General features: G+C 67.5%; 23 protein-coding genes and 1 riboswitch. Of the genes, 15 read left to right on the top strand and 8 right to left on the bottom strand.

The window, feature by feature from the left end; all coding sequences use genetic code 11:
* Window positions 1-33: 33 nt before the first annotated feature.
* The 5 genes from FHR96_RS03925 to FHR96_RS03905 all read left to right on the top strand — a co-directional run bounded on the left by FHR96_RS03925 (window position 34) and on the right by FHR96_RS03905 (window position 6,137).
* Window positions 34-1,623, top strand: coding sequence for a glycerol-3-phosphate dehydrogenase (locus FHR96_RS03925; protein ID WP_183386350.1), 1,590 nt, complete (start codon window positions 34-36; stop codon window positions 1,621-1,623).
* 109 nt (window positions 1,624-1,732) lie between these two features.
* Window positions 1,733-2,389 carry a DUF2291 family protein gene (locus FHR96_RS03920; protein WP_183386349.1) on the top strand — a complete coding sequence of 219 codons (657 nt, stop codon included), beginning with the start codon at window positions 1,733-1,735 and terminating at the stop codon, window positions 2,387-2,389.
* Window positions 2,390-2,424: 35 nt separating this feature from the next.
* Window positions 2,425-3,966, top strand: coding sequence for a sugar ABC transporter ATP-binding protein (locus FHR96_RS03915; protein ID WP_183386348.1), 1,542 nt, complete (start codon window positions 2,425-2,427; stop codon window positions 3,964-3,966).
* A gap of 26 nt (window positions 3,967-3,992) precedes the next feature.
* On the top strand, window positions 3,993-5,108 hold the full coding sequence (locus FHR96_RS03910; RefSeq protein ID WP_183386347.1) for an ABC transporter permease: 1,116 nt from the start codon (window positions 3,993-3,995) through the stop codon (window positions 5,106-5,108).
* Between the two features lie 72 nt (window positions 5,109-5,180).
* Window positions 5,181-6,137, top strand: a complete 957-nt coding sequence (locus FHR96_RS03905) for a D-ribose ABC transporter substrate-binding protein (RefSeq protein WP_183386346.1) — start codon at window positions 5,181-5,183, stop codon at window positions 6,135-6,137.
* Window positions 6,138-6,322: 185 nt separating this feature from the next.
* Here FHR96_RS03905 and FHR96_RS03900 read toward each other — a convergent pair whose 3' ends face one another.
* The 3 genes from FHR96_RS03900 to tal form a co-directional block, all read right to left on the bottom strand.
* Complete coding sequence (locus tag FHR96_RS03900; RefSeq protein WP_183386345.1) at window positions 6,323-6,802, bottom strand: 6,7-dimethyl-8-ribityllumazine synthase; 480 nt, start codon at window positions 6,800-6,802, stop codon at window positions 6,323-6,325.
* Between the two features lie 104 nt (window positions 6,803-6,906).
* A riboswitch (FMN riboswitch) is annotated at window positions 6,907-7,084 on the bottom strand.
* A 142-nt stretch (window positions 7,085-7,226) separates the two neighbouring features.
* A complete protein-coding gene (tkt, locus tag FHR96_RS03895; RefSeq protein ID WP_183386344.1) occupies window positions 7,227-9,230 on the bottom strand; it encodes a transketolase in 2,004 nt (667 codons plus the stop codon).
* A 15-nt stretch (window positions 9,231-9,245) separates the two neighbouring features.
* Window positions 9,246-10,205 carry a transaldolase gene (gene tal, locus FHR96_RS03890; RefSeq protein WP_183386343.1) on the bottom strand — a complete coding sequence of 320 codons (960 nt, stop codon included), beginning with the start codon at window positions 10,203-10,205 and terminating at the stop codon, window positions 9,246-9,248.
* Between the two features lie 340 nt (window positions 10,206-10,545).
* Between tal and rpiB the strand changes: the two genes are divergently transcribed.
* Both rpiB and FHR96_RS03880 read left to right on the top strand, forming a co-directional pair.
* Window positions 10,546-11,025, top strand: coding sequence for a ribose 5-phosphate isomerase B (gene rpiB / locus FHR96_RS03885; RefSeq protein ID WP_183386342.1), 480 nt, complete (start codon window positions 10,546-10,548; stop codon window positions 11,023-11,025).
* Between the two features lie 142 nt (window positions 11,026-11,167).
* Complete coding sequence (locus FHR96_RS03880; RefSeq protein WP_183386341.1) at window positions 11,168-12,145, top strand: sugar-binding transcriptional regulator; 978 nt, start codon at window positions 11,168-11,170, stop codon at window positions 12,143-12,145.
* A 170-nt stretch (window positions 12,146-12,315) separates the two neighbouring features.
* Here FHR96_RS03880 and FHR96_RS03875 read toward each other — a convergent pair whose 3' ends face one another.
* Window positions 12,316-12,738, bottom strand: a complete 423-nt coding sequence (locus tag FHR96_RS03875) for a secondary thiamine-phosphate synthase enzyme YjbQ (protein ID WP_183386340.1) — start codon at window positions 12,736-12,738, stop codon at window positions 12,316-12,318.
* 105 nt (window positions 12,739-12,843) lie between these two features.
* Window positions 12,844-13,737 (bottom strand): LysR family transcriptional regulator, encoded by an 894-nt coding sequence (locus tag FHR96_RS03870; RefSeq protein WP_183386339.1) that lies wholly within the window; start codon window positions 13,735-13,737, stop codon window positions 12,844-12,846.
* A 193-nt stretch (window positions 13,738-13,930) separates the two neighbouring features.
* On the opposite strand from FHR96_RS03870, the gene FHR96_RS03865 reads away from it, so the two are divergent.
* The gene (locus tag FHR96_RS03865; RefSeq protein WP_183386338.1) at window positions 13,931-15,118 is read left to right on the top strand and encodes an MFS transporter; all 1,188 of its coding nucleotides are present in this window, start codon (window positions 13,931-13,933) and stop codon (window positions 15,116-15,118) included.
* Between the two features lie 12 nt (window positions 15,119-15,130).
* Here FHR96_RS03865 and FHR96_RS03860 read toward each other — a convergent pair whose 3' ends face one another.
* From FHR96_RS03860 to FHR96_RS03850, 3 genes are all read right to left on the bottom strand, one after another.
* Window positions 15,131-16,147: a serine hydrolase domain-containing protein gene (locus FHR96_RS03860; RefSeq protein WP_183386337.1), complete on the bottom strand. Its 1,017-nt coding sequence runs from the start codon at window positions 16,145-16,147 to the stop codon at window positions 15,131-15,133.
* A gap of 42 nt (window positions 16,148-16,189) precedes the next feature.
* Window positions 16,190-16,969 (bottom strand): carboxymuconolactone decarboxylase family protein, encoded by a 780-nt coding sequence (locus FHR96_RS03855; RefSeq protein WP_183386336.1) that lies wholly within the window; start codon window positions 16,967-16,969, stop codon window positions 16,190-16,192.
* 144 nt (window positions 16,970-17,113) lie between these two features.
* The gene (locus FHR96_RS03850) at window positions 17,114-18,007 is read right to left on the bottom strand and encodes a LysR family transcriptional regulator (protein WP_183386335.1); all 894 of its coding nucleotides are present in this window, start codon (window positions 18,005-18,007) and stop codon (window positions 17,114-17,116) included.
* Between the two features lie 99 nt (window positions 18,008-18,106).
* On the opposite strand from FHR96_RS03850, the gene FHR96_RS03845 reads away from it, so the two are divergent.
* The 7 genes from FHR96_RS03845 (at window position 18,107) to FHR96_RS03815 (ending at window position 23,781) form a co-directional block, all read left to right on the top strand.
* A complete protein-coding gene (locus FHR96_RS03845) occupies window positions 18,107-18,748 on the top strand; it encodes an NADPH-dependent F420 reductase (RefSeq protein WP_183386334.1) in 642 nt (213 codons plus the stop codon).
* A gap of 171 nt (window positions 18,749-18,919) precedes the next feature.
* Window positions 18,920-19,642: a dihydrofolate reductase family protein gene (locus tag FHR96_RS03840; protein WP_183386333.1), complete on the top strand. Its 723-nt coding sequence runs from the start codon at window positions 18,920-18,922 to the stop codon at window positions 19,640-19,642.
* Between the two features lie 155 nt (window positions 19,643-19,797).
* On the top strand, window positions 19,798-20,268 hold the full coding sequence (locus tag FHR96_RS03835; protein ID WP_183386332.1) for a (R)-mandelonitrile lyase: 471 nt from the start codon (window positions 19,798-19,800) through the stop codon (window positions 20,266-20,268).
* Window positions 20,269-20,273: 5 nt separating this feature from the next.
* A complete protein-coding gene (locus FHR96_RS03830; protein WP_183386331.1) occupies window positions 20,274-21,641 on the top strand; it encodes an MFS transporter in 1,368 nt (455 codons plus the stop codon).
* Between the two features lie 109 nt (window positions 21,642-21,750).
* Window positions 21,751-22,512, top strand: coding sequence for a glucose 1-dehydrogenase (locus FHR96_RS03825; protein ID WP_183386330.1), 762 nt, complete (start codon window positions 21,751-21,753; stop codon window positions 22,510-22,512).
* Between the two features lie 100 nt (window positions 22,513-22,612).
* A complete protein-coding gene (locus FHR96_RS03820; protein WP_183386329.1) occupies window positions 22,613-22,972 on the top strand; it encodes a cyclophilin-like fold protein in 360 nt (119 codons plus the stop codon).
* 62 nt (window positions 22,973-23,034) lie between these two features.
* On the top strand, window positions 23,035-23,781 hold the full coding sequence (locus FHR96_RS03815; RefSeq protein ID WP_183386328.1) for an SDR family oxidoreductase: 747 nt from the start codon (window positions 23,035-23,037) through the stop codon (window positions 23,779-23,781).
* The last annotated feature ends 54 nt before the right edge of the window (window positions 23,782-23,835 follow it).

Raw genomic sequence — 23,835 nt, 5'->3', positions numbered from 1 at the left:
GGTCCACGACATTTCCCCACGGAGGCAGACGGCATGTCCGATTCCCCCGCCCAGTCCCGCCCGCGCGACGAGCGCCCGCTCTATGACCTGCTGATCATCGGGGCCGGCATCAACGGCGCCGGCTTCGCCCGCGACGCCGCCGGCCGTGGCCTGTCCGTCGCGCTGTGCGAGAAGGACGACCTGGCCCAAGGCACCTCGTCGCGCAGCGGCAAGCTGATCCACGGCGGCCTGCGCTATCTGGAGTACTACGAGTTTCGCCTGGTGCGCGAGGCGCTCAAGGAGCGCAGCGTGATGCTCAAGAAGGCGCCGCACATCATCTGGCCGATGCGTTTCGTGCTGCCCCACAGCCCCGAGCAGCGCCCGGCCTGGCTGGTGCGCGCCGGGCTGTTCCTCTACGACCACCTGGGCGGCAAGGACGACCTGCTGCCCGGCAGCCGCGGTCTCGACCTGCGCCGCTGCCCGGAGGGCGAGGCGATCAAGGACGCCTATCCCAAGGGCTTCGAATACGCCGATTGCTGGGTCGACGATGCCCGCCTGGTCATCCTCAACGCGCTCGACGCCGCGCGCCTCGGCGCCGATGTCTACACGCGCGCCGCCTGCACCAGGGCGACCCGGCGGGCCGACCGCTGGGAGGTCGAGCTCACCGACACTGGCAGCGGCGAAGTCCGTTCGCTGGCCGCCAGGGCGGTGATCAACGCCGCCGGACCCTGGGTGGACAAGGTGCTCAAGGGGGCGTTCGAGCAGGGCGGCAAGGACCGGGTCAAGCTGGTCAAGGGCAGCCACATCGTGCTGCCCAAGCGCTACGCCACCGCCAACTCCTACCTGCTGCAGAACGACGACAAGCGGGTGATCTTCGTCAATCCCTACGAGGGCGACAAGCTGTTGGTGGGCACCACCGACATCGTCTACGAGGGCGATCCGGACCGGGTGGCGATCGATCAGGGCGAGGTCGACTACCTGCTCGGCGTGGTCAATCGCTACTTCGCGACCCCCTATACCCGGGACGATGTCCTGACCAGCTTCTCCGGGATCCGCCCGCTGTTCGACGATGCCCAGGACAATCCCTCGGCGGTGACCCGCGACTACGTGTTCGACGTTTCCGACGACGACGGCAAGGCGCCGCTGCTGTCGGTGTTCGGCGGCAAGATCACCACCTACCGCAAGCTGGCCGAGCACGGCCTGGAAAAGCTCGCGTCCTACTTTCCGGACATGGGCAAGACCTGGAACGAGACCGCGCCGCTGCCCGGCGGCGACATGCCGGGCGCCGACTTCGAGGCCTTCCTCAAGGGCCTCCAGCGCGACTACCCCTGGCTCGAGGCAGATACCGCCACCCGCTACGCCCGCCTCTACGGCACCCTTGCCCGCGGGATCCTCGGCGATGCCCGGGACTACGCGGACCTTGGCGAGCACCTGGGGGCCGATCTCTACGCCGTCGAGGCGCGCTATCTGGTGGATCACGAATGGGCGCGCAGCGCCGCCGACATCCTCGAGCGACGCACCAAGCTCTACCTGGTCATGAGCCAGGCGGAGGTCGAGCGAGTCGAGGCCTGGGTGGCGCGCGAGGTCAGCTCGCACGCGAGTGCCAGCACCGCCGCCGGTGTCGACCGCGTCGCCGCCTCCTGAGGCCGGCACGTCGCATGCGCTGGCGCAGAACGGACGACGACAACTTCATACAACGACGTTTTACAACAATGTCTTACAACAACGTTTTACAACGGCGAGGTCTTTCATCATGAGTGCGTCAACCAATGCCATATCGCCGTCGCGTCCCGGCAAGGGGCGAGGCCTGATCGCGGCCATCGGCGTGGCGATCGTCCTGCTCGGCGCCATGGCCCTGGATACCACGGTCGTGACGATCGGCTCCCAGGACGACGTCGCCGATGACGGCTTCTCGGCCGAGCGCTTCGGCGCGGAGCAGTTCCCGCTGGTGCGGGACAGCGTCGAGGAGCGGGCCGTCTCGGCCGATGAGCTGGCGGCCGCGATCGCCGAGGACAAGGCGGCGGCCGGTGAGCGCTTCGGCGTGGGGGCCGGCATCGGGCCGGTGATGCCGGTGCGCTTTTCCGGCGTGGTCGGGGAGGGCAAGGCCGGGATCTATCCGGTCGAGGTCGAGGGGCTTCCCGACGACCTGACGATCCGGGTCCAGACCGGGCCGGCGATCAACGGCACCGATCTGCGGGATGCCACCGGCAACATCCAGTTCGGCCAGTTCACCAACCAGATCGAGTACCAGAACGCCGGCGCGGCGATCAACGATGCGATGAAGGCGCAGGTGCTGTCGGGGATCGACGCCGAGACGCTGTCCGGACGGACCATCACGGTCACCGGAGCCTTCAAGCTGATCAACCCGAGCAACTGGCTCGTGACGCCGGTCAGCCTGAGCGTGCAGTGAGCCGGCCCCCCCCTTGAATGACGGATGAGCATGCCATGAACGCGACACTTCAAGAACAAGACGGCACCGACGAGGTCATCCTCTCGGCGCGTCATATCGCCAAGTCCTTCGGCAACGTCCATGCCCTGAAATCGGTGCACTTCGATATCCACCGTGGCCAGGTCACTACCCTGTTCGGCGAGAACGGCGCCGGCAAGTCGACGCTGATGAAGATCCTGTCGGGGGTGCTGCAGCCGACCTCCGGCGAGATCCACCTCGACGGTCGCCCGGTGAGCGTCGCCTCCACGACCGAGGCGCAGCGCCTGGGCATCTCGATCATCCACCAGGAGCTGAGCCTCGCCCCCAATCTCAGCGTGCGCGACAACATCTTCATGGGGCGCGAGCTGGGCGGGCCGACCGGTATCGACTACGCCGAGGAGGAGCGTCAGACGCGCTTGTTGATGGAAGAACTGGACGAGCCCATCGATCCGCGCACGCCGGTGGAGGAACTGCGCCTGGGGCAGCAGCAGATCGTCGAGATCGCCCGGGCGCTGTCGGCCAACTCGCGCATCCTGATCATGGACGAGCCGACCTCGGCGCTCTCCGCATCAGAGGTCGAGGTGTTGTTCCGGGTGATCCGCGACCTCAAGAGTCGTGGCGTCTCGATCGTCTACATCTCCCACCATCTCGAGGAAGCCCTCACCATCACCGACCACGCCGTGGTACTGCGCGACGGCACCATGACGGCCTATGCCCCGCGTCGCGACATCGACCTGGAGTGGATCGTGACGAACATGGTCGGCGAGGGCTTCGACCTTGGCGCGCCGCCCTCCGGCTACGTCATGGGCGAGGTGGCGCTGTCGCTGCGCGAGGTGTCCGTGCCGGATGCCACGCTGCCGGAGCGTTCGGCGGTCGACCGGCTGTCGCTGGACGTCAAGGCCGGCGAGATCGTCTGCATCTACGGCCTGATGGGCGCCGGGCGCACCGAGCTTCTCGAGAGCGTGGCCGGGCGCCTGCCGCTGTCGGGGGGCAGCGTGCTGCTCCAGGGCCGTGACGTCTCGCGGCTGGGCATCGCCGAGCGCATCGAGCAGGGCCTGGTGCTGGTGCCGGAGGACCGCCAGCGCGACGGGCTCGTGCAGACCATGTCGGTGGGCGAGAACCTGTCGCTGGCCAGTATCGGCAGCTTCACCCGGCGGCTGTTCACTTCGCGTCGCCGCGAGCAGTCGGTGGTCGAGGAGTCCATTCGCAACGTGCATATCAAGACCGACGGTGGCGGCGCCGAGATCGGCTCGCTGTCGGGCGGCAACCAGCAGAAGGTCGTCATCGGCAAGATGCTGGCCACCCATCCCGACGTCGTGCTGCTCGACGAGCCCAGCCGCGGCATCGACATCGGCGCCAAGGCCGAGGTGTTCCGTCTGCTCAGCGAGGGCGCGCGGCAGGGGCTGGCCGTGGTCTTCACCACGTCCGAGGTCGGCGAATGCCTGAGCATCGCCCACCGGGTAGTGGTGATGAGCCGCGGCCGGATCGCCGCCGAGTTCGGCGCCGACGTCAGCAAGGCCGAGATCATGGCCGCCTCGGGCGAAGCCGTGGCCGCCTGAACCAATCACCATCGGAGACCATAACAATGACCCATGCCAGCAAAGCTCAACGCAACGCCCGGCCGGGTGCCGGCGGCGGATTCGACCTGGGGCGCCTGCTGCTCGAGGGCAGGGCGTTCTTCGCCCTGATCGCTATCATCCTGATCTTCTCGATCCTGTCGCCGGTCTACTTCTCGACCAACAACTTCCTGACCATGTCGTCCCACGTGGCGATCTTCGGCCTGCTGTCCATCGGCATGCTGCTGGTCATCCTCACCGGCGGCATCGACCTCTCGGTGGGCTCCACGCTCGGGTTCGCAGGCGTCTTCGCCGGTTTCCTGATGCAGGGCGTGTCGTTCGAGGCCTTCGGCGTGGTGGTCTATCCGCCGGTGTGGGCGGTGGTGATCCTGACCTGCGCCATGGGCGCCCTGGTCGGTGCCATCAACGGCGTGCTGATCGCCTACTTCAAGGTGCCGGCCTTCGTCGCCACTCTCGGCATGCTCTACGTGGCCCGCGGCGTCGCACTGCTGATGACCGACGGCCTCACCTACAACAACCTCGGCGGCAGCGAGGCGCTGGGCAACACCGGCTTCGACTGGCTGGGCTTCAATCGCCTGTTCGGCGTGCCGGTCGGCGTGCTGGTGCTGGCGGCCGTGGCCATTGCCGCGATGCTGGCGCTGTCGCGCACCCCCTTCGGCCGCTGGGTGTACTCCACCGGCGGCAACGCCCGGGCGGCGGAGCTTTCCGGGGTGCCGGTCAAGCGTGTCCAGGTGTCGGTCTATGTGCTGTCGGGGATCTGTGCCGCCATCGCTGGCCTGGTGCTGTCGTCGCAGCTGACCTCGGCGGGCCCGACCGCGGGTACCACCTACGAACTGACCGCCATCGCCGGCGTGGTCATCGGCGGGGCGGCGCTGACCGGCGGCCGCGGCAACGTGCGCGGCACCCTGCTCGGCGCCTTCGTGATCGGCTTCCTGTCCGACGGGCTGGTGATCATCGGCGTTTCCTCCTACTGGCAGACCGTGTTCACCGGCGCCGTCATCGTGCTTGCCGTGCTGCTCAACAGCATCCAGTACAAGGGACGCAAGGGCCGCAAGACGTCGCCCCCGGCGGCGTCCGACGACAAGGCATCCTCCTCTTCCTCGCCACAGCGTGTCGCGGCCTGAGCGGCGCGACCGTCTGTCGCCAACCCTGCCGAGCCTTCGGCATCACAACCACAACAGTAAGGAAGGTCCAACATGTTCAAGAACGGAAAACGCCTGCTCATCACCGCCCTTGCCGTAAGTGCACCGCTGTTTGCCGGTGTCGCTGCGGCCGACGACAAGGGCCTCATCTCGATCATCGTCAACGATAACTCCAACCCCTACTGGTTCACCGAGGGCAAGATCGCCCGGGAAACGGCCGAGGAGTTGGGCTACGAGGCGAACGTCAGCTCCCACAAGGGCGACACCAACGCCGAGAGCCGCCAGATCGATACCGCGATCACCAACCAGGCCGAGGCCATCATCCTCGATCCGGCCAACGCCGATGGCTCCATCGGTGCCGTGCGCAAGGCCGTCGATGCCGGGATCCCGGTGTTCATCGTCAACGCCGAGATCAACCAGCAGGGGCTGGCCGAGGCACAGCTGGTGTCCAACAACGCCCAGGGGGCGGCGCTCGGCGCCCAGCAGTGGGTCCAGACCGTCGGTGATGGGGCAGACTACGTGGAGCTCAAGGGCGCGCCCTCCGACAACAACGCCGCGACGCGCTCGAACGGCTACGAGACCGTGCTCAGCCAGTACCCGAGCCTGGAGCGGGTCGGCGTGGACGTCGCCAACTGGGACCGCACCCAGGGCTACAACAAGACGCAGAGCCTGCTGCAGGCCAACCCCGGCATCCAGGGGGTGATCAGCGGCAACGACGAGATGGCGCTCGGTGCGATCGCGGCGCTCAAGGAAGCCGGCCGGCTCGACGACGTGGTGGTCGGCGGCTTCGATGGCTCGCCCGATGCGATCGATGCCATCAAGGCCGGCGAGATGGCCTACACGGTGCTGCAGCCGGTAGCGATCTTCTCCGAGCAGGCGGTGCGCCTGGCCGACCAGTTCGTGCGCACCGGCGAGACCGGCCTTGCCAGCGAGAAGAAGCTCTTCGACTGCTTCCTCGTCACCGCCGACAATGTCGATCAGTACAGCGCGCCCTTCGTGCTCGACATCTGACGCTGCCCCGGGCGACCTGCCGCGTCGCCCGCGCTCGATCGCCGCCGCCGGGTTTCCCGGCGGCGGCGTTTTTTGTGGATGCTTCTCCGACACACTGAGCCCCGTCCCGGCGATGCCCACGAAACGACACTGCCCGGCGCAAGGCCGGGCAGTGTCGTCGGGCATGCTGTGCCTGGCGGCCTGCGTCAGCTGGCTAGTCGACGCGCCTGGCGGTGGTTCTCCAGGGTCATGGCGCAGGCCTCGGCGGCCTCGCGACCCTTGGTGACGAAGTGCTCGTGGAAGAACGACGTGTGGGTGGCGTGCTCGTGGAAGTGGTGTGGGGTGAGCACCACCGACAGCACCGGCACCTCGGTGTCGAGCTGAACCCGCATCATGCCCTCGATGACCGCCTGGGCGACGAAGTCGTGGCGATAGATGCCGCCGTCGACCACGAACCCGGCGGCGACGATGGCGTCATAGCGCCCGCTTTCGGCCAGCAGCTTGGCCTGCAGGGGGATCTCGTAGGCGCCGGCGACGCTGAAGACCTCGACCTGGTCGGCGACGATGCCGTGCTTTTCGGCGAGGGTGGCGGTGAAGGCCTCGCGGGCCTGGCCGACGATATCGCTGTGCCAGCTGGCCTGGATGAAAGCGATGCGTGGGGACTGACTGGGGGTAGACTGATTCATGGTTTCCTCGTTGATCTCACCAGAATCAGGGCATGCGGGACCCGTCGTCGGGCCAGCCGGGGCAGGCGGCATGAACCGCGAGCGCGTGTCTGGCCCGTCTAAGGTGCCGTTCTCTTCCATCCGGACTATCACCGTCGGCTTCGGAGTCACACCGAATCTGCTGACCCCGGTCGTGACCGCGTGGATGGGGAATCGCACGTCGGCCCTTCCGGGCGCTCGCGGGCTGAGGCGAAAGAGGCCATCACCGCCGGTGGGGACTTTCACCCCGCCCTGAGAACAATGACCGCGGACCGGTGCCTGTCGGATGTCACCGACCCATGTCCGGTTCGCGGTCGCGCCATTGTATTCGGCGACGCCCTGCGCCGCCAGTCTCGCCGTTTTCGCCGTCGTGAATCCGGCGCTGCGAGGATCCCCGATGTCGCTGTCAGGCGGCCCGTCGGGCCATCAGCTTCTCTGCTTCGGCCACCAGGTTGTCCACGGTGAAGCCGAAGTGCTCGAACAGGTCGTCGGCCTGGCCTGACTCGCCGAAGGTGCTCATGCCGATCACCTGGCCATTCAGGCCCACGTACTTGTACCAGACGTCACGATGACCGGCCTCGATGGCGATGCGGTTGCCGACTTCCGCCGGCAGCACGGCCTGGCGGTAGGCGGCGTCCTGGGCGTCGAAGGCGTCGGTGGACGGCATCGACACCACGCGCACCGCGCGGCCTTGCTCGCCGAGCGCGGCGGCGGCGTCCATGGCCAGGCCGACCTCGGAGCCGGTGGCGATCAGGATCAGCTCCGGAGTGCCGTCGCCGTCCTTCAAGACGTAGCCGCCGCGCTGGATGTTGGCCAGCTGCTGCTTGTCGCGGGCCTGGTGCGGCAGCCCCTGGCGCGACAGCACCAGGGCGGTGGGGCCGGCCTGGCGCTTGAGCGCGGCGTCCCAGGCGGCGGCGGTCTCGGTGGCGTCGCAGGGGCGCCAGGTCGACAGGTTGGGGGTCGAGCGCAGGGTGGTCAGCTGCTCCACCGGCTGGTGGGTGGGGCCGTCCTCGCCAAGGCCGATGGAATCGTGGGTGAACACGTAGATCGCCCGCTGGCCCATCAGCGCCGCCATGCGCACGGCGTTGCGCATGTACTCCATGAAGATCAGGAAGGTCGCGCCGTAGGGGATGAAGCCGCCGTGCAGCACGAGGCCGTTCATGATCGCGCCCATGCCGAACTCGCGCACGCCGTAGTGCAGGTAGTTGCCGCCCGGGGCCTCGGATGAGATCGCCTCGGCGCCCTTCCAGAAGGTCAGGTTGGAGGGCGCCAGGTCGGCGCTGCCGCCGAGCAGCTCGGGCAGCTGCGGGCCGAGCTCGTTGAGGCAGGCCAGCGAGGCCTTGCGGCTGGCGATCGACTCGCCCTTGGCCTGGGCCTGCTCGATCAGCGCCTCGCTGGTCAGCTCGGCGGGCAGCTCGCCCTTCTGGCGGCGCAGGAACTCGCGGGCCAGCGCCGGATAGGCCTCGGCGTAGCGCTCGAAGCGTGCCTGCCAGTTGGCCTGGCGGCTGCGGCCGGCCTCGGCGGCGTCCCAGCCCTGGTAGATGTCTTCCGGCACGTGGAAGGGGGCGTGGGGCCAGTCCAGCTGCTGGCGTGCCGCGGCAACCTCGTCCTCGCCCAGCGCGGCGCCGTGGCACTCTTCCTTGCCCTGCTTGTTGGGCGCACCGAAGCCGATGATGGTCTTGCAGACGATCAGGCTCGGCTTGTCGTCATGGCTTCGGGCCAGCTCGATGGCGGCCTTGATCTCTTCGGGCTTGTGGCCGTCGACGGCGGGCACCACATGCCAGCCGTAGGCCTCGAAGCGCTTGGCGGTGTCGTCGGTGAACCAGCCCTCGACCTCGCCGTCGATGGAGATGCCGTTGTCGTCGTAGAAGGCGATCAGCTTGCCGAGCTGCTGGGTGCCGGCCAGCGAGCTGACCTCATGGGAGATGCCCTCCATCAGGCAGCCGTCGCCGACGAAACAGTAGGTGTAGTGGTCGACGATGGCGTGGCCGGGACGGTTGAACTGGGCGGCCAGGGTGCGCTCGGCGATGGCCATGCCCACGGCGTTGGCCAGGCCCTGGCCGAGCGGGCCAGTGGTGGTCTCGACGCCCGGGGCGTAGCCGAACTCGGGGTGGCCGGCGGTCTTCGAGTGCAGCTGGCGGAAGTTCTGCAGCTGCTCGAGGTCGAGGTCGTAGCCGGTCAGGTGGAGCAGGGAGTAGAGCAGCATGGAGCCGTGGCCGTTGGAGAGCACGAAACGGTCGCGGTCGGGCCAGTGCGGGTCGGCCGGGTTGTGCTGGAGGTAGTCGTTCCACAGCACCTCGGCGATGTCGGCCATGCCCATGGGGGCGCCGGGGTGGCCGGAGTTGGCCTTCTGGACGGCATCCATGGACAGGGCGCGAATGGCATTGGCCAGTGGGAAGCGGGTTGGCATGTGAGTCGTCCTCCGTCAGTGGGCGGCAAGGCGGTCGGCGATCAGGCCTTCGAGGCGCTGCTGGTCCTCGGCGAAGCGACGGATGCCCTCGGCCAGCTTGTCGTTGGCCATGGCGTCCTGATTGTGCCCCCAGCGGAACTCCGCTTCGCCGAGCGGCGTCGGCCGCGGGCCACCGGATTTTTCCATGGCGACGCCAGGTGCCACGTCGCCTTGCGTAGCGGCCAGCTCTTCGAGCAGCGCCGGCGAGATGGTCAGCCGTGGGCAGCCGGCCAGCGCCAGCACCTGATCGACGGTGCGGAAGCTCGCACCCATCACCACGGTGTCATAGCCGCCCTGGCCGACGCGCTGGCAGACGCCGCGCACGAACTGCACGCCGGGATCGTTCTCGGGGGTGAAATCCTGACCGGTCGCCTGCTTGTACCAGTCGGTGACACGGCCGACGAACGGCGAGACCAGGAACACGCCGGCATCGAAGCAGGCCTGGGCCTGGGCATCGCTGAACAGCAGGGTCAGGTTGCAGTTGATGCCTTCGCGCTCCAGCACCTTGGCGGCGCGGATGCCTTCCCAGGTGGAGGCCAGCTTGATCAGCACGCGATCCCGCGAGACGCCACGCCGCTCGTAGAGCTCGATCAGCTCGTGGGCCTTGTGGATGCTGGCTTCGGTATCGAAGGACAGCCTGGCGGCGACCTCGGTGGACACCCGACCGGGCACCACCTGGGCGATCTCGCTGCCCATGGCTACGGCGAGCCGGTCCACGGCGTGTTCGGCCTGGGTCTGGCGATCGCCGCCCTCGGCACGGATCGCCGCCAGCTCCTCGTCGATCAGCGGCTGGTAATCGGAGAGTTCGAAGGCCTTGAGGATCAGCGAAGGGTTGGTGGTGGCGTCCTGGGGGCGGTAGCGGCGGATGGCGGTCAGGTCGCCGGTGTCGGCGACCACCAGGGAGTGCTGCTTGAGCGCGTCGAGTCGGGTCGGCATGAGGGCCTCCTGAGGCGTGGTCGTGCAGTGACGAGCTTGTTTTTGATCTTGGTTTGTTCAAATGATTGGGCTTTGAGCGGAATGTGTCAAGCCAATGAGGGTGCGGTAAGTGTGACCTTGGGCGCGTCATAGGGCGTGATTTCCGCGCTTTACTGATTAATTTACTGATATTTAGGCTTCTTTGCCGTATCCAGGGCGTAAGGATGAGGGCTGTCTGGTGGTGTTCTTTTGATCTTTGTCTTTACAAATGAACGGGCGGTGTTATGTTGATCGTCATGCCCGGCCACAAGCGAGGTGCCGCTCGGGCCAGGATTTCCCCATCCATAGCGAGGTACCAGCCATGTCCAGCAACGCGACTTCCCAGCGGATCGCCATCGGTGGCGACGAAGCCGGCTTCCAGCTCAAGGAAACGTTGATCGAGCATCTGCACGCGCGGGGGTATGCCGTGGAGGATTTCGGCACCTACGATGCAGAACCGATCCTCTACCCTGATGTGGCGGTCACGGTGGCCCAGGCGATACGCGAGGGGGACTTCGACCGCGGCATCCTGGTATGCGGTACCGGCATCGGCGTGGCGATCGCCGCCAACAAGGTGCCGGGTATCCGGGCCGCCCAGGCGCATGACACCTATTCTGCGGCCAAGGCCAGGACCAGCAACGATGCCCAGATCGTCACCCTGGGCGCGCGCGTGGTAGGTCCGGAGCTGGCCAAGAGCATCGTCGACGCCTTCCTGGCCAACGACTTCCCCGGTGGGCCGTCGGTCGCCAAGCTGGCACGGATCAGCGAATACGAGAGCGGCCTGGAGCGCCCCCGGCTTTAAGCGGGAATGCAGTGGCGATCAGGCGTCACGGCACTGATACCCGTCCGGTAAGTTGTAGGAGAGGACGATCGGGCAGGCGGCGGTCGATGTGCTATCGTATGGCGCCTTTCGCCACGATATTCGACCATCAGGGACGCGTTCGATGAACGATCGCCAGGACAATGCCGACATCGATCTGATGACCGAGATCGCTACCCTCTATTACGTGGAGGGCGAGACGCAGGAGGTCATCGCCAATCGCCTGGGTATCTCGCGGGTGCGCGTCGGGCGCCTGCTGAAGCGGGCGCAGGCGGAAGGCATCGTCGACGTGCGGGTGCGTCAGCATCCCGCCGTGAGCGCCGAGATCGAGCAGGAGCTCAAGCGCCGCTTTGGCCTAAAGCGGGCGCTGATCGCCCTGGACAACGGCGACGTCGATGTTCAGCGCGCCTCGGTGGCCAGCCTGGTGGCCGACCACCTGTCGCGGCGCCTGGAGGACGGCAGCATCGTGGCAGTGGGCATGGGGCGCAACGTCGGCGCGGTGGCCGACAACGCCTTCGATCACGGCGAGCGCCAGTGCTCCTTCGTCTGTGCCATCGGGGGGTCGCTGCGTGCCGGCGAGTACATGAACCCGGACCACATCTGCCGGCGACTGGCGCTGAAGTACGGCGGCGACAGCGAGACCCTCTATGCGCCCGCCCTGGTGCAGAACGCCGAGCTGCGCGATGCCCTCTACGACAATCCCACGGTCCGCCAGACCCTAGACCGGGCCCGTCGCGCCGACGTCGCGTTGATCGGCGTCGGCGACGTCAGCGAAGACAGCAACATGGTGCGCATGGGCTGGTTCTCGCCCCAGGAGATCGCCGAAGCCCGGCTGGCCGGCACCGTGGGCGACATGATGGGCTACGACTTCATCGACATCCATGGCCGGCCATCGGCCACGCCGATGCAGGGTAGGGTGGTCGGCCTGAACATTGCCGATCTGGCCCGTATTCCCGACGTCATCGCCATCGCCAGCGAGAACACCAAGGCGGTGGGCATCCTCGGTGCCCTGCGCACCGGGGTGATCGACACCCTGGCCACCAGCGCCACCAACGCTCACACCATCATTCGCCTCGACGAAGCGACGGCCGTGGAAGAATAGCGCTCACGGTGCCGGCAGGCGCGCCCGCCAGGTGGGACCTCCAAGAAGGCAGCGTTTCCAGAAGGGTAAGTCTGTCCCGTCAGGCGAACGTCATGTCCGCCGGCATATCCTCCCGCCAGTCATGGGGCTCGCTCGGTGTCTTGGGCGTGGATGGTTTGCTTGGCATCGACTCAGCGCCCGTTGAGGGTGGCAATGAGCCGCCGGCTGCCGCCCTGATCCCGATGTTCGCCGAGCCAGATACCCTGCCAGGTGCCCAGTGCCAGTCGGCCGTCGCGCACCGCAAGGGTCAGCTGGGTGCCGAGCAGGCTGGCCGCCACGTGGGCGGGCATGTCGTCCGGGCCCTCCATGGTGTGGCGGAAGTAGGGCAGGTCGCCGGGCACCAGGTCGCGCAGGAAGGCGTCCAGGTCGTGGCGCACGTCCGGGTCGGCGTTTTCGTTGAGGGTCAGCGAGGCCGAGGTATGTAGGAGCTGCAGGTGCAGCAGGCCGACCTCGAGCTCCCTCAGGACGGGGAGGGTGCGAGTGATCTCGTCGGTGATCAGATGGAAACCCCGTTCGCGCGGTGCAAGCCGGATCTCCTGCTGGTCCCAGGTCATGGTGGTCTCCCTTGGTGTGGCGGTCGCCCAGCATAGGCGAGGATGGGCTGCGACGACACCCGGACTTGTCTTCACTCCCGACTTGTCTTCACTCCCGACTTGTCTTCACTCCCGGTAGCGCAGGCGGTCGATCACCAGCCTCAGCGCTGAGCTGACCTGGCGCCGGCCCGAGTAGAACAGATGGTAGCCATCGAAGGGCGGGCACCAGTCCGCCAGCACTCGCTGCAGGGTGCCGGCTTCGATGTCCCGGATCACCTCGGGCTCGGTCACGAAGGCGATGCCGTGGCCCGCCCTGGCGGCGTCGATGCAGACATCGCTCTCGCTGAAGATGAAAGGGCCCGAGACCTTCTTCACGAGCTCTTGCTCGCCCTTCTCGAATTCCCACTCGTAGGCGGGCGCGTGTGGGTGAAAGCGCAGCGACAGGCAATCGTGTTCATCAAGGTCGTTCGGGTGATGGGGCACGCCCTGCGTCTCGAAATAGCTCGGCGTGGCGACCGCCGCCATGCGCAACGGCGGACCGACCTTGACGGCGATCATGTCCGGGCCGACGAATTCGCCCAGCCGTACGCCGGCGTCGAAGCGGTCGCCGGCCAGGTCGGACAAGTGAGGGTCGAGATTGAGCTCGATCTCCACTTCCGGATAGTCGCGCACGAGCTGTGACAATATCGGCATCAGCACCGTCTGAGCGGCCGGCTTGCTCGCGGTGAGGCGGACCCGGCCGCTGGGGGCGTCGCCGAGATGGCGCAGCTCCTCGATACGCCCTTCAATCTGGCCGAAGGCGGGGCGCAGCGTCGCCAGCAGCTTTTCGCCGGCGTCCGTGGTCGAGACGTGCCGCGACGAGCGGTGGAGCAGCTTCAGACCGATCGAGGCCTCCAGCCGACGCACCGTATGGCTGACGGCCGACTGTGAAAGGCCCAGCCGCACCGCGGCGCGGGTGAAGCTACGCTCCTCCGCCACGTGCATGAAAACGGTCAGGTCGCCCAGCGTCTCGCGCTTCATCGATGAATCCCATGGCATGAACGGGGAGTGTATCCTGCCTAACTCCCTCCATCATCCTTCCATTCATGCACCGTATTCATGGTTGCCATGAGCCGGCGGCGATTGTTGTCGTTGTGGTCGAGCGGTAGCGTAGCGCACCTCGCCGCGGGCAATGCCCGCATCGAACCGCATCCAGCAAGCCGAGGAATCGCCCATGACCGCTAGGTCCACGATCCTGGCGTCCGAGCAGAAGACCGCTGCCTGGGGCGCCGTATTCTCCATGTCCCTGTGCGTCGCCATGCTGATCGCCGCTGAATTCATGCCCGTCAGCCTGCTGACACCCATCGCCGACGGCCTGGGCGCCACCGAGGGCCAGACCGGCCAGGCGGTGTCCATCAGCGGCTTCTTCGCGGTGGCGGCGAGCCTGCTGATGACCACCCTGGCGGGGCGTCTCAACCGCAAGTGGGTACTGCTCACCATCACCACCCTGATGCTGGTGTCGCTGGCGCTGATGGCATCCGCACCGAGCTTCGCCGTGCTGATGCTGTCGCGGGCGCTGCTGGGGGTCTGCATCGGAGGCTTCTGGTCGCTGGCGACGGCGGTGATCATGCGCCTGGTGGAAGTCGAGCACGTCTCCCGGGCGCTGGCGATCATGTATACCGGCCAGGCCATCGCCGCCGCCTTCGCCGCACCGATCGGCAGCTACCTGGGCGGTATCATCGGCTGGCGTGGGGTGTTCTGGGTGCTGGTGCCGATCGTCGCAGTGAATCTGGTCTGGCAGTGGGCGACCCTGCCGTCGCTGCCCGCCAGCCAGCGTCAGACCTTCCGCTCGCTGAAGGGCGTGCTGACGCGCTCCTACTTTGCCCGGGGCATCGTCGCCGCGGTGTTCGGCTTCGCCGGCGCCTTCTCGATGTTCACTTACCTGCGGCCCTTCCTGGAGGGAGTGACCGGGGTGGACGTGACGATGCTGTCGGCACTGTTCCTGGTGCTCGGCTGTGCCGGCTTCCTGGGGACCTGGGCGGGCGGCAAGTTCGCCAGCCAGCGCGTCGTGAGGCTGCTTCAGGCCGTGCCACTGCTGATGGGGCTCTCGACGCTCGGCCTGCTCGGCTTCGGCCAGCAGCTGGCGGTGGTCGCGGTGCTGCTCGCCATCTGGGGCGCCATGAACACCGTGATGTCGATCGCCTGGATGTCCTGGCTGTCGCAGAACGTGGACGATGCGCCGGAGGCGGCGGGCAGCCTGATCGTCGCCGCCATCCAGGCGGCGATTCTGCTCGGTGCCGCCTTCGGTGGCTGGCTGCTGGACCATCTCGGCATCCAGGCCACCTTCATCGGCAGTGCCGTGCTGTGCGCCGCGTCGCTGCTGCTGATCGGCAGCGGCCGGCGACTGCTCAAGCCCGACTGAAGAGCGGGCGTCTCAGCCGGCGAGGGCTTCGTCGGCCAGGCGCAGGACCGGGCCATCGAGCAGCCGCATGAGGTCGCCGAAATAGCCGGCCGACCGCGCCGGGCGGCTCGGATCGGAGGTGATGGCGACGGCCAGGCCGCGTTCGCGATGTGCGGCGATGACCTGGCCGCCATAGCCCCTGGCCAGGACGTAGCCGCTGTCGCTGATGAACCAGCCATAGCCGTATCCCATGCCCGAATAGGGCGAGTGCGCCCTGGGCTCCAGGGAGGCCTGGATCCAGTCGGCGGGGATCACCTGCTGGCCATCGAAGTGGCCGCCATCGCGGATCAGTCGGGCCAGCGACAGCATCGCGCGGGGTGTCAGCGCCATCTCGTTGCCGCCGAGATAGTAGCCTTGGGGGTCGCGGACCCAGGGCGGGATATCGAACCCCATCGGTGCGCCCAGTCGCCCGCGCGCGAGCTCGAGCAGGCTCTGCCCCGAGGCCTCGGCCAGGGCGGCGCCCAGCACATGGGTGGTGCCGGTCGAATAGATCATGCGACCGCCTGGCCTGGCCACCATGGGCTGGGTCAAGGCATCGTCCAGCCAGTCGGATGAGGCCACCCAGGCGCCGTAGCGCTTCCCGGAAGTGCTTTCGAGCCCGGCGCGCAGCGTCACCAGGTCCTCGAGCGTGAGATCGTCGACGCCCTCGGTGGCGTTCGGCGGCACGATCGCGGGGGCGACGTCGATCAGCCGACTGGCGACCGACGGGATTTCGCCGGTGTCGATGCAGCTGCCCAACAGCAGTGCCACCAGGCTCTTCGAGCAGGACTTGATGTTGGCCAGTGCGTCCAGGCCGGGGCCTCTCGGCGCCTCGGCGATGATCAGCCGGTCGCCGAGCTGCACCTGGATCGAATGCAGCTGGTCGAGCCTGTTCAAGGCCTGGTCGAGGCTGAGGCCTTGCTGCGCGAACGCAGTCGCGGTGATAGTCCCCGACAGCGGCGAGACGAGACCCGCGAGGGCCAGCCTGGTGAAGGCGCGGCGAGTGATCATGAGGCGCTACCCCTTTTCGTTAGCCGGTCGGCTGGGCCGGGATCACTCGGCGCGCGACTCGAACACTTCCTTGGCAACCGGCAGGGTCGAGAAGATGTTCGGCCAGCCGGCATAGAAGGCCAGTTGGGTCAGCAGCTCGGAGGCCTCGCCGCGGGTCAGGCCGTTGTCCATGGCGCGGTTGAGGTGAAAGCCGACCTGCTCGGTCTTGCCGGAGGCGATCAGCGCGCTGACGGTCACCAGGCTGCGGTCACGCGGCGTCAGCCCCGGACGCAGCCACAGGTCCTTGAACAGCGCTTCGGTGGTGTAGTGCAGCACGCCTTCGGACGAGCCGCCGTAGGTCTCCTGAACGATCTCCTGGCGGGCCCGTTCGGCTTGTTCGTCGAGCGGCAGCAATTCGGGGTCAGCCGGGGGCAGTCGGTCGGCGCCGATGCCGTGCTCGGCGAAAACGTCCTCGGCGATGGTGACCGCCGACATGGCATTGCCCCAGCCGGTGTAGAAGGCCAAGTGAGTGATGATCTCGGAGATCACCGCCGGTTCGACGCCGTTGTCCAGCGCGTGCTCGAGCTGGGCGCGAATCTCGACGCGGTGGTCGCGGGCGATCACCGCGGCCAGGGTGGCAACGCTGCGATCGCGCATCGATAGGCCCTCGCGTTCCCACACCTCGCCCAGCAGCAGGTTCTCGGTGTAGTCGGCCAGTGCCGGGGACACGGAGGCGACCTCCTCGGCCGTGGGTACCCGTGAGGAAGGATCACTGGCCTGGACGGGCAGGGCGGCGGCCGCCGACATGGCGAGCGTCAGCATTGAGGCGGACACGAATTTCATGATGATCTCCTGGGCGTGGGTGAGCGCGGCACAGGGTGCCGGTGAGCCGTCGTGCGAAGCGCCTTTCACGGTGGCAAGGGGGGCGCCAGGGAACAATCCCGTCAGGCGGGATGCTGTTATGAAGTGGGTTCATGAAAGACGCGATCACTCATGATGCTGCAGCGCCTCGACGATGACTCGAAAGGCCAGCGAAGACTGTCGGCGGTGCGGGTAGTACAGAAAGTAGCCGGGGAAGGGCGGGCTCCAGTCATCCAGCACCGCTACCAGGCGGCCCTGATCGATGTGCTCGCGCACCAGGCTCTCCGGCACGTAGCCCAGGCCATAGCCCGCCAGGGCGGCGCGTACCACGGGATAGATGGTGTTGAACGTGCACTGGCCGTCCACCCGAACCTTCAGTTCGCGACCGTCTTTCTCGAACTCCCAGGCATAGAGGCCGCCGTGGGTCGGCAGCCTCAGGTTGATGCAGTCGTGATCGGTCAGGTCCTGGGGTTCGCGGGGTATCTCGCGTCCTTCGAAGTAGGCGGGGGCGCCGACCACCAGCATGCGGAAGTCGGGGCCGACGCGCACGGCGATCATGCCCTCGGAGACCTGCTCACCGAGACGCACGCCGGCATCGAACTTCTCTGCCACGATATCGGTGAGGCTGTAATCCGTGACGACTTCCACCTTGAGGTCGGGGTAATCCCTGAGCACCGGCGACAGTTTCGGCCAGATCAGGGTATCGGCGGCATAGTCGGTGGTGGTGATGCGAATCGTCCCGGCGGGGCGGTCGCGCATCTCGACCAGCGCCTGTAGTTCCTCTTCGATCTGCGAGAAATGCGGCGCGATGCGCTCGAGCACGCGCTCTCCCTCGGGAGTCGGCGTCACCTTGCGCGTGGTGCGGGTCAGCAGGCGTATGCCGAGCCGGCGCTCGAGCCCGCGCACGGCATGGCTCAGCGCCGACTGGGAGACACCGATCTGGGCGGCGGCGCGGGTGAAGCTGCCGACCCGGGCGACGACGACGAAGGACATCAGGTCGGTGACGTTCTCTCTCAGCATTGATGAATTCCCTGCATAACTATTTTTCGATTGTAGCGGATTATCACTGGCATGCAGGGTGCTACGGTTTGATCAGCACGTCGAGACGGGGAGGCAGAGATGAAGATCGCGATACTCGGTTCCGGCCTGATGGGGGCCAAGCTCGGCACGATCTGGGCGAGAGTCGGCCATGAGGTGTCGTTCAGCTATTCGCGCCGCCCCGACAGACTCGAGCGCCTGGCCCGGGACGCGGGCGCACGCGCCGGCACGCCCGCCGAGGCGGTTGCCGGCGCCGATGCCGTGTTGCTGGCCGTGCACTGGTCCCGGGTCGAGGATGTGCTGGCCCTGGCCGGCGATCTGGCCGATCAAGTGGTAGTGAACTGCTGCGTGCCGCTCGACGAGCATGACCGCGACCTGGTGATGGGCACCACCACCTCGGGGGCGGAGTGGCTGGCCGAGCGTCTACCCCGTGCGCGACTGGTCTCGGCTTTCAACACCTCGCCCAGCGAGGCCCTGTTCGGAGTGTTCGAGAATCGGGAAGACGCCGCGCCGCATCCGCAGCTGCTCTACTACGGTGACGACGCTGGCGCCAAGGCGCTGGCCCGACGGCTGATCGAGGACGTCGGCTACGAGCCCCTCGACGCCGGGGCGCTGCGCACGGCGCGCTTCGTCGAACCGTTTGCCATGGTCACCGCGGAGCTCGCCTACGGCCAGCCTGGAGGGCCAGGGCTCGTCTATCGTTTCGACCGCCTGGGCCGCTGAGGACAGGCGGTCATATTGATGATGCAGGCTCATGACTGCTAGCGGCCGACATCAATTTATCGATGCCCGGGCGCCGACCAGGATCGAGTTCATCGTGGGGCCGACGGAACAGGGGACCGCGGCCGCCTCTCGTCTTTCATTTCCCTCCCGACCAGTGAGGTCATCGCCGCCATGCGCCCCAGGATCACCTGCCACATGATCACCTCCCTCGACGGTCGCCTGCATCCGGAGCGCTGGAGCGATCCGCAGGACGAGCGCATCGACGCGCTGGTGGAAACGCACTACGAGGCGACGGCCGGCCGATTGCAGGCCGAGGGCTGGATCGTCGGGCGCCGGACCATGGCGGAATTCGTCGATGGGGAGACGGTTCCCGAGCGTCTCGACGCCCCGCAGGCGCGCCCCCATCATCTTGGCGAGCGCAGCGACCGTCATCTGTGCGTGGTGATCGATCCGGCCGGGCGGTTGCGCTTCGATGCCGACCACATCGAGGGCGACCACGTGGTGGTGATCCTCTCCGAGCGAGTGACGGATGCCGCCCTGGAGCGACTGCGCGCCGCGGGCGTCTCCTACTGCTTCGCCGGGCCGGACGGCGATCGGCTCGGCCCGGCGCTGGAGATGCTCGGCGAGGCGTTCGGCGTTACCCACCTGCTGCTGGAGGGAGGGGGCGTCACCAACGGCGCCTTCCTGGCGGCCGGGCTCATCGATGCCTTCAGCACGCTGATCTGCCCGGCCCTCGACGGCCTGGCCGGCGAGCCCGCCATCGTCGAGCACGCCGGTTCTGCCGGCAGCCGGCCCGCCGCGGGGCAACACCTTTACCTGCGTGCCTGCCAGACCCTCGAAGGCGGCGTCATCTGGCTTCGTCACGACGTCGAGCGCGACGCGTCGCCGTCGTAGCCACCGATTATTCGACGCCGACCCGGATCCCTCCGCCGCGTCGGCGCCTCCAGGCATCCCGCCATGGCGGGGCATTCCGGCCAGCAACGGCCGGGCGCAGCACCGCGGCCACCTGGCTGCCTGACCAACACCATGCCCAAGCAAGGAGACACGACATGATCAGGTTTAGTGCGATTGCCCTGACGGCGGCGCTGGCATCGACCAGCGTGTTCGCGCAGAGCATGGACGTCATCAAGAACGGCACTCGTGAAGGGTTCATGGGCCCGGATGACAAGTTTACCGGCACGGCCTATATCGAACCGGTCTTTTCCAACGAGCCCCCCTTCGCCGTCAACGGCGGCAAGGTGACCTTCCTGCCAGGAGCGCGCTCCAACTGGCATACCCATCCGGCGGGTCAGGTTCTGGTGGTGACCGACGGCGCCGGCTGGGTGCAGGAAGAGGGCCAGCAAAAGCAGCTCATGGAGCCGGGCGACGTGGTGTGGTGTCCGCCGGGCGTCAAGCACTGGCACGGTGCCACCGACACCACCGCGGTCACGCATATTGCGATCCAGCAGATCGAGAACAACGAGAACGTCACCTGGATGGAGCCGGTCACCGATGAGCAGTATGTCGGTGACGCCCCGTGATGGAGATGACCGATAGCAAGGCGGGCGCCGACAAGGCGCTCGCTCTCACCATCGTGTCTGGGGCGACCATGCTCGCCCTGATGATCTTCACCGTACCGCTGACCACCCTGACGCCTACTGCCCAAGCGCTGGCCGCCGGGCCGAGCGCCCAGGCCTGGATGCTCAGCGGCATGCCGCTAGGCGCCGCGGCGGGCCTGCTGGGTGCCGGCGCCCTGGGCGACAATCATGGACGTCGTCGGGTGTTCCTGTGGGGGTTGGCGGTCATGTTCGCCGCCTCGCTTGCGGGCGCGCTGGCGCCGGGCGGCATCACGCTGATCCTGGCCCGTGTGATCCAGGGGCTTGGCAGCGCAGCCGTACTGGCCTGCGGCCTGGGGCTGCTGGGCCAGGCATTCGTCGAGGCCCACGAGCGCATCCGCGCCACGGCCATCTGGGCCGCCGGGCTCGGCGCTGGCGTTGCCAGCGGGCCGATCTTCGCCTCCGCCTTGACCATGGTGGGCGGCTGGCGTGCCGCCTATCTGGGCACCGGGCTGCTCGCCGCGGCGCTGCTGGCCCTCGGACGCCACCGGCTGCCTGACACCGAGGCCAGCCATGGGGGGCGCGTGGACTGGCTCGGAAGCCTGCTGCTGGTCGGCGGCCTGGCGTGCCTGATGTCGGCGCTTACCGAGCTGCGCATCGGCTGGGCGCGTCCCGTTCCAATGCTGCTTGCCTTGGCGGGGGCGGGATTGCTGGCGGGCTTCGTCGTCGTCGAAAGGCGGCACGCCAATCCCATTCTCGACCTGTCGCTGTTTCGTCGCGCCGACTTCGTGGGCGCGACCGTGGCCGCCTTCGCCTCGGGAGCGGGCATCCTCGCCCTGATGACGCTGGTGCCGACGCTGCTGCAGCGTTTCCTGGATACCGGCGCCCTGGCGGCGGCCTTCGTGCTGCTCGGCTGGTCGCTGACCAGCGTGGTCACGGCGCTGTCGGCGCGCTGGCTGCCGTCGGGGTTGTCCCCTCGCGCGCTGATGATCGGGGGGCTCGTCGCCTGTGCCGTGGCCCAACTGATGCTGTTTGGCCCCGAACCCGACAGCTCGGCGCTGCGCTTCCTGCCCGGGCTGCTGCTGGCCGGGGCCGCTAACGGCATTCTCAATGCCGCACTGGGGCGACAGGCCGTGGCCAGCGTACCGGCCCGTCGCACCGCCATGGGCAGCGGTGCCAACAACACCGCCCGCTATCTCGGTTCGGCCATCGGCATCACCCTGGGCGCGGTGCTGATCGCCCACGGCGAGGCTGTCAACGGCATGGCGGGGCTGGTGACCGGCTGGGATCAGGCGGTGGTGCTGTCGGCGGGATTCTCGCTGCTCGGTGCCCTGGTCGTGGCCATGGCACGTGACTGATGAGTAGGGTTCATGAGTCCTTGCAAATTGCCCGGGCTAATCGCGGTAGCGAACCCGTCGTACCATGTCCCCCAAGCTGCTTCACCATCATCGACATGGGAGAAAGAACATGAGCCATGATTTCACGGGAAAGGTGGCGCTGGTTACCGGCGCGGCGTCCGGGATGGGACTGGCGACGGCCAAGGCCTTTGCCGAAGCCGGTGCGGCGGTCGCGCTTGCCGACATTGATGGCGAGGCCGTCCAGGCGGTGGCCGACCAGCTGGCGGCCGGCGGTGCCCGGACACTCGCCATCAGCTGCGACGTGACCGATGAGGCCGACGTCAAGGCCATGGTCGAGCGCACGGTCACCACCTTCGGCGCCCTGGATGCCGCCTTCAACAATGCCGGCGTGCAGTCGATCGCTACCGAAACTGCGGATCTCGAGAGCGAGGAGTTCGACCGGGTCAACGGCATCAACCTGCGCGGCGTGTGGCTGTGCATGAAGCACGAACTTCGCCAGATGCGCGAACAGGGCAGCGGTGCCATCGTCAACTGCTCCTCGCTCGGCGGCTTCGTCGGTGTGCCGGGCCGCGGCGCCTACCATGCCGCCAAGCACGGCGTGCACGGCCTGACCAAGACCGCGGCGCTCGAGTATGCCGACCAGGGCATCCGCATCAACGCGGTCTGCCCCGGCATCATCGACACTCCGATGGTGGCTGGCATGAAGGAGCAGGAGACCGCGGCCATGGACCTGCTGATGGAGCAGGTTCCGGCGCGACGCCTGGGCCTTGCCGAAGAGGTCGCCGATCCGGTGCTGTGGCTGTGCGGTCCTGGTTCCACCTTCGTCATGGGCCATGCCTTGGCCGTCGATGGCGGCTACACGGTGCGCTGAGGCCATGATACACGGCGCGCTGCGGACCGTGATGGCCGTCGCCTTCCTTGCCGGGATGACGACGGTCTTCGCCGAGGGCGCCTCGACAACGGAGACTCCGATGAAGATTCGACTCCTGGTGGAGGGCCAGACGCTGGCCGCCACCCTGGAGGACACCCCGGCCGGCCGCGCCTTTGCGAACATGCTGCCGCTGGAGCTGAACCTCCAGGATTACCACGCCATCGAGAAGATCGCCGACCTGCCCGGCTCGCTGCCGACGAGCGGCGAGCCGGAGGGAATCGATCCCGACATCGGCGATATCACCCTCTACGCGCCCTGGGGCAACCTGGCGATCTTCTATCGCGACTTCGGCTATGCCCGCGGCCTGGTACGCCTGGGGCGAATCGAGGGCAGCACCGCGGCGCTCGAGGGCAAGGGGCCGCTTGATGCCCGCATCGAGCGCATGGATGCCACGCAGTGACAGCCCGACCGACGATACACGTCGGGCCATCAGCAAACACCTGAACAGATGAGGTAAACGACATGATCGACAACGTGAAAGGTAAAGTCGTCGTTATCACCGGCGCGAGCAGCGGCAACGGCGAGGCGGCGGCACGGCACCTCGCCGAGCGGGGCGCGACCGTGGTGCTCGGCGCACGCCGCCAGGATCGCATCGACGCCTTGGCCAAGGAGCTCACCGACGCCGGCCATCAGGCCATCGCCGTGGCCACCGATGTCACCGACAAGGCCCAGGTGCAGCGGCTGGTGGACGCCGCGGTCGAGCGCTTCGGCAAGCTGGACGTGCTGCTGAACAATGCCGGACTGATGCCGCTGGCCCCCCTCGAAGCGCTGAAGACCGACGAGTGGGACCAGATGATCGACGTCAACCTGAAGGGCACCCTGTATGGCATCGCAGCGGCGTTGCCTCACATGCAGCGCCAGAAATCCGGCCACATCATCAACGTATCGTCCGTCTACGGCCACAAGATGGGGCCGGACGCGACCGTGTACTGCGCGACCAAGTTCGGCGTGCGCGCGCTCTCCGAGGGGCTACGCCAGGAAGTGAAGCCCTACAATATCCGCACCACCGTGATCTCGCCCGGGGCCGTGGCTACCGAGCTGCTCGACCATATCAGCGACCAGGGCATCCAGGAGCAGACCAAGGATTTCGTCAGCCAGATCGCCATTCCCGCCGACAGCTTCGCCCGCATGGTGGCGTTCGCGATCAACGAGCCGGAAGACGTCGATGTCAACGAGATCCTGTTTCGCCCCACGGCGCAGCCGATCTGATCGAGCGGGATATCCCGTGGTGCGAGTCCCGGTGGGCAGATCGGCGGTCGGGAA

Origin of the sequence: Halomonas organivorans, assembly GCF_014192055.1 — a bacterium.
GTDB classification, from domain to species: domain Bacteria; phylum Pseudomonadota; class Gammaproteobacteria; order Pseudomonadales; family Halomonadaceae; genus Halomonas; species Halomonas organivorans.
Note: the sequence above shows the minus strand (reverse complement) of the source record. Positions and strands in the feature narration are given on the sequence as shown.

Bases quoted from the DNA above. Each gene is read 5' to 3' on its own strand.
- FHR96_RS03925 (WP_183386350.1), top strand. From the start codon at position 34: ATGTCCGATTCCCCCGCCCAGTCCCGCCCGCGCGACGAGCGCCCGCTC.
- FHR96_RS03920 (WP_183386349.1), top strand. From the start codon at position 1,733: ATGAGTGCGTCAACCAATGCCATATCGCCGTCGCGTCCCGGCAAGGGG.
- FHR96_RS03915 (WP_183386348.1), top strand. From the start codon at position 2,425: ATGAACGCGACACTTCAAGAACAAGACGGCACCGACGAGGTCATCCTC.
- FHR96_RS03910 (WP_183386347.1), top strand. From the start codon at position 3,993: ATGACCCATGCCAGCAAAGCTCAACGCAACGCCCGGCCGGGTGCCGGC.
- FHR96_RS03905 (WP_183386346.1), top strand. From the start codon at position 5,181: ATGTTCAAGAACGGAAAACGCCTGCTCATCACCGCCCTTGCCGTAAGT.
- FHR96_RS03900 (WP_183386345.1), bottom strand. From the start codon at position 6,802: ATGAATCAGTCTACCCCCAGTCAGTCCCCACGCATCGCTTTCATCCAG.
- tkt (WP_183386344.1), bottom strand. From the start codon at position 9,230: ATGCCAACCCGCTTCCCACTGGCCAATGCCATTCGCGCCCTGTCCATG.
- tal (WP_183386343.1), bottom strand. From the start codon at position 10,205: ATGCCGACCCGACTCGACGCGCTCAAGCAGCACTCCCTGGTGGTCGCC.
- rpiB (WP_183386342.1), top strand. From the start codon at position 10,546: ATGTCCAGCAACGCGACTTCCCAGCGGATCGCCATCGGTGGCGACGAA.
- FHR96_RS03880 (WP_183386341.1), top strand. From the start codon at position 11,168: ATGAACGATCGCCAGGACAATGCCGACATCGATCTGATGACCGAGATC.
- FHR96_RS03875 (WP_183386340.1), bottom strand. From the start codon at position 12,738: ATGACCTGGGACCAGCAGGAGATCCGGCTTGCACCGCGCGAACGGGGT.
- FHR96_RS03870 (WP_183386339.1), bottom strand. From the start codon at position 13,737: ATGAAGCGCGAGACGCTGGGCGACCTGACCGTTTTCATGCACGTGGCG.
- FHR96_RS03865 (WP_183386338.1), top strand. From the start codon at position 13,931: ATGACCGCTAGGTCCACGATCCTGGCGTCCGAGCAGAAGACCGCTGCC.
- FHR96_RS03860 (WP_183386337.1), bottom strand. From the start codon at position 16,147: ATGATCACTCGCCGCGCCTTCACCAGGCTGGCCCTCGCGGGTCTCGTC.
- FHR96_RS03855 (WP_183386336.1), bottom strand. From the start codon at position 16,969: ATGAAATTCGTGTCCGCCTCAATGCTGACGCTCGCCATGTCGGCGGCC.
- FHR96_RS03850 (WP_183386335.1), bottom strand. From the start codon at position 18,007: ATGCTGAGAGAGAACGTCACCGACCTGATGTCCTTCGTCGTCGTCGCC.
- FHR96_RS03845 (WP_183386334.1), top strand. From the start codon at position 18,107: ATGAAGATCGCGATACTCGGTTCCGGCCTGATGGGGGCCAAGCTCGGC.
- FHR96_RS03840 (WP_183386333.1), top strand. From the start codon at position 18,920: ATGCGCCCCAGGATCACCTGCCACATGATCACCTCCCTCGACGGTCGC.
- FHR96_RS03835 (WP_183386332.1), top strand. From the start codon at position 19,798: ATGATCAGGTTTAGTGCGATTGCCCTGACGGCGGCGCTGGCATCGACC.
- FHR96_RS03830 (WP_183386331.1), top strand. From the start codon at position 20,274: ATGACCGATAGCAAGGCGGGCGCCGACAAGGCGCTCGCTCTCACCATC.
- FHR96_RS03825 (WP_183386330.1), top strand. From the start codon at position 21,751: ATGAGCCATGATTTCACGGGAAAGGTGGCGCTGGTTACCGGCGCGGCG.
- FHR96_RS03820 (WP_183386329.1), top strand. From the start codon at position 22,613: ATGAAGATTCGACTCCTGGTGGAGGGCCAGACGCTGGCCGCCACCCTG.
- FHR96_RS03815 (WP_183386328.1), top strand. From the start codon at position 23,035: ATGATCGACAACGTGAAAGGTAAAGTCGTCGTTATCACCGGCGCGAGC.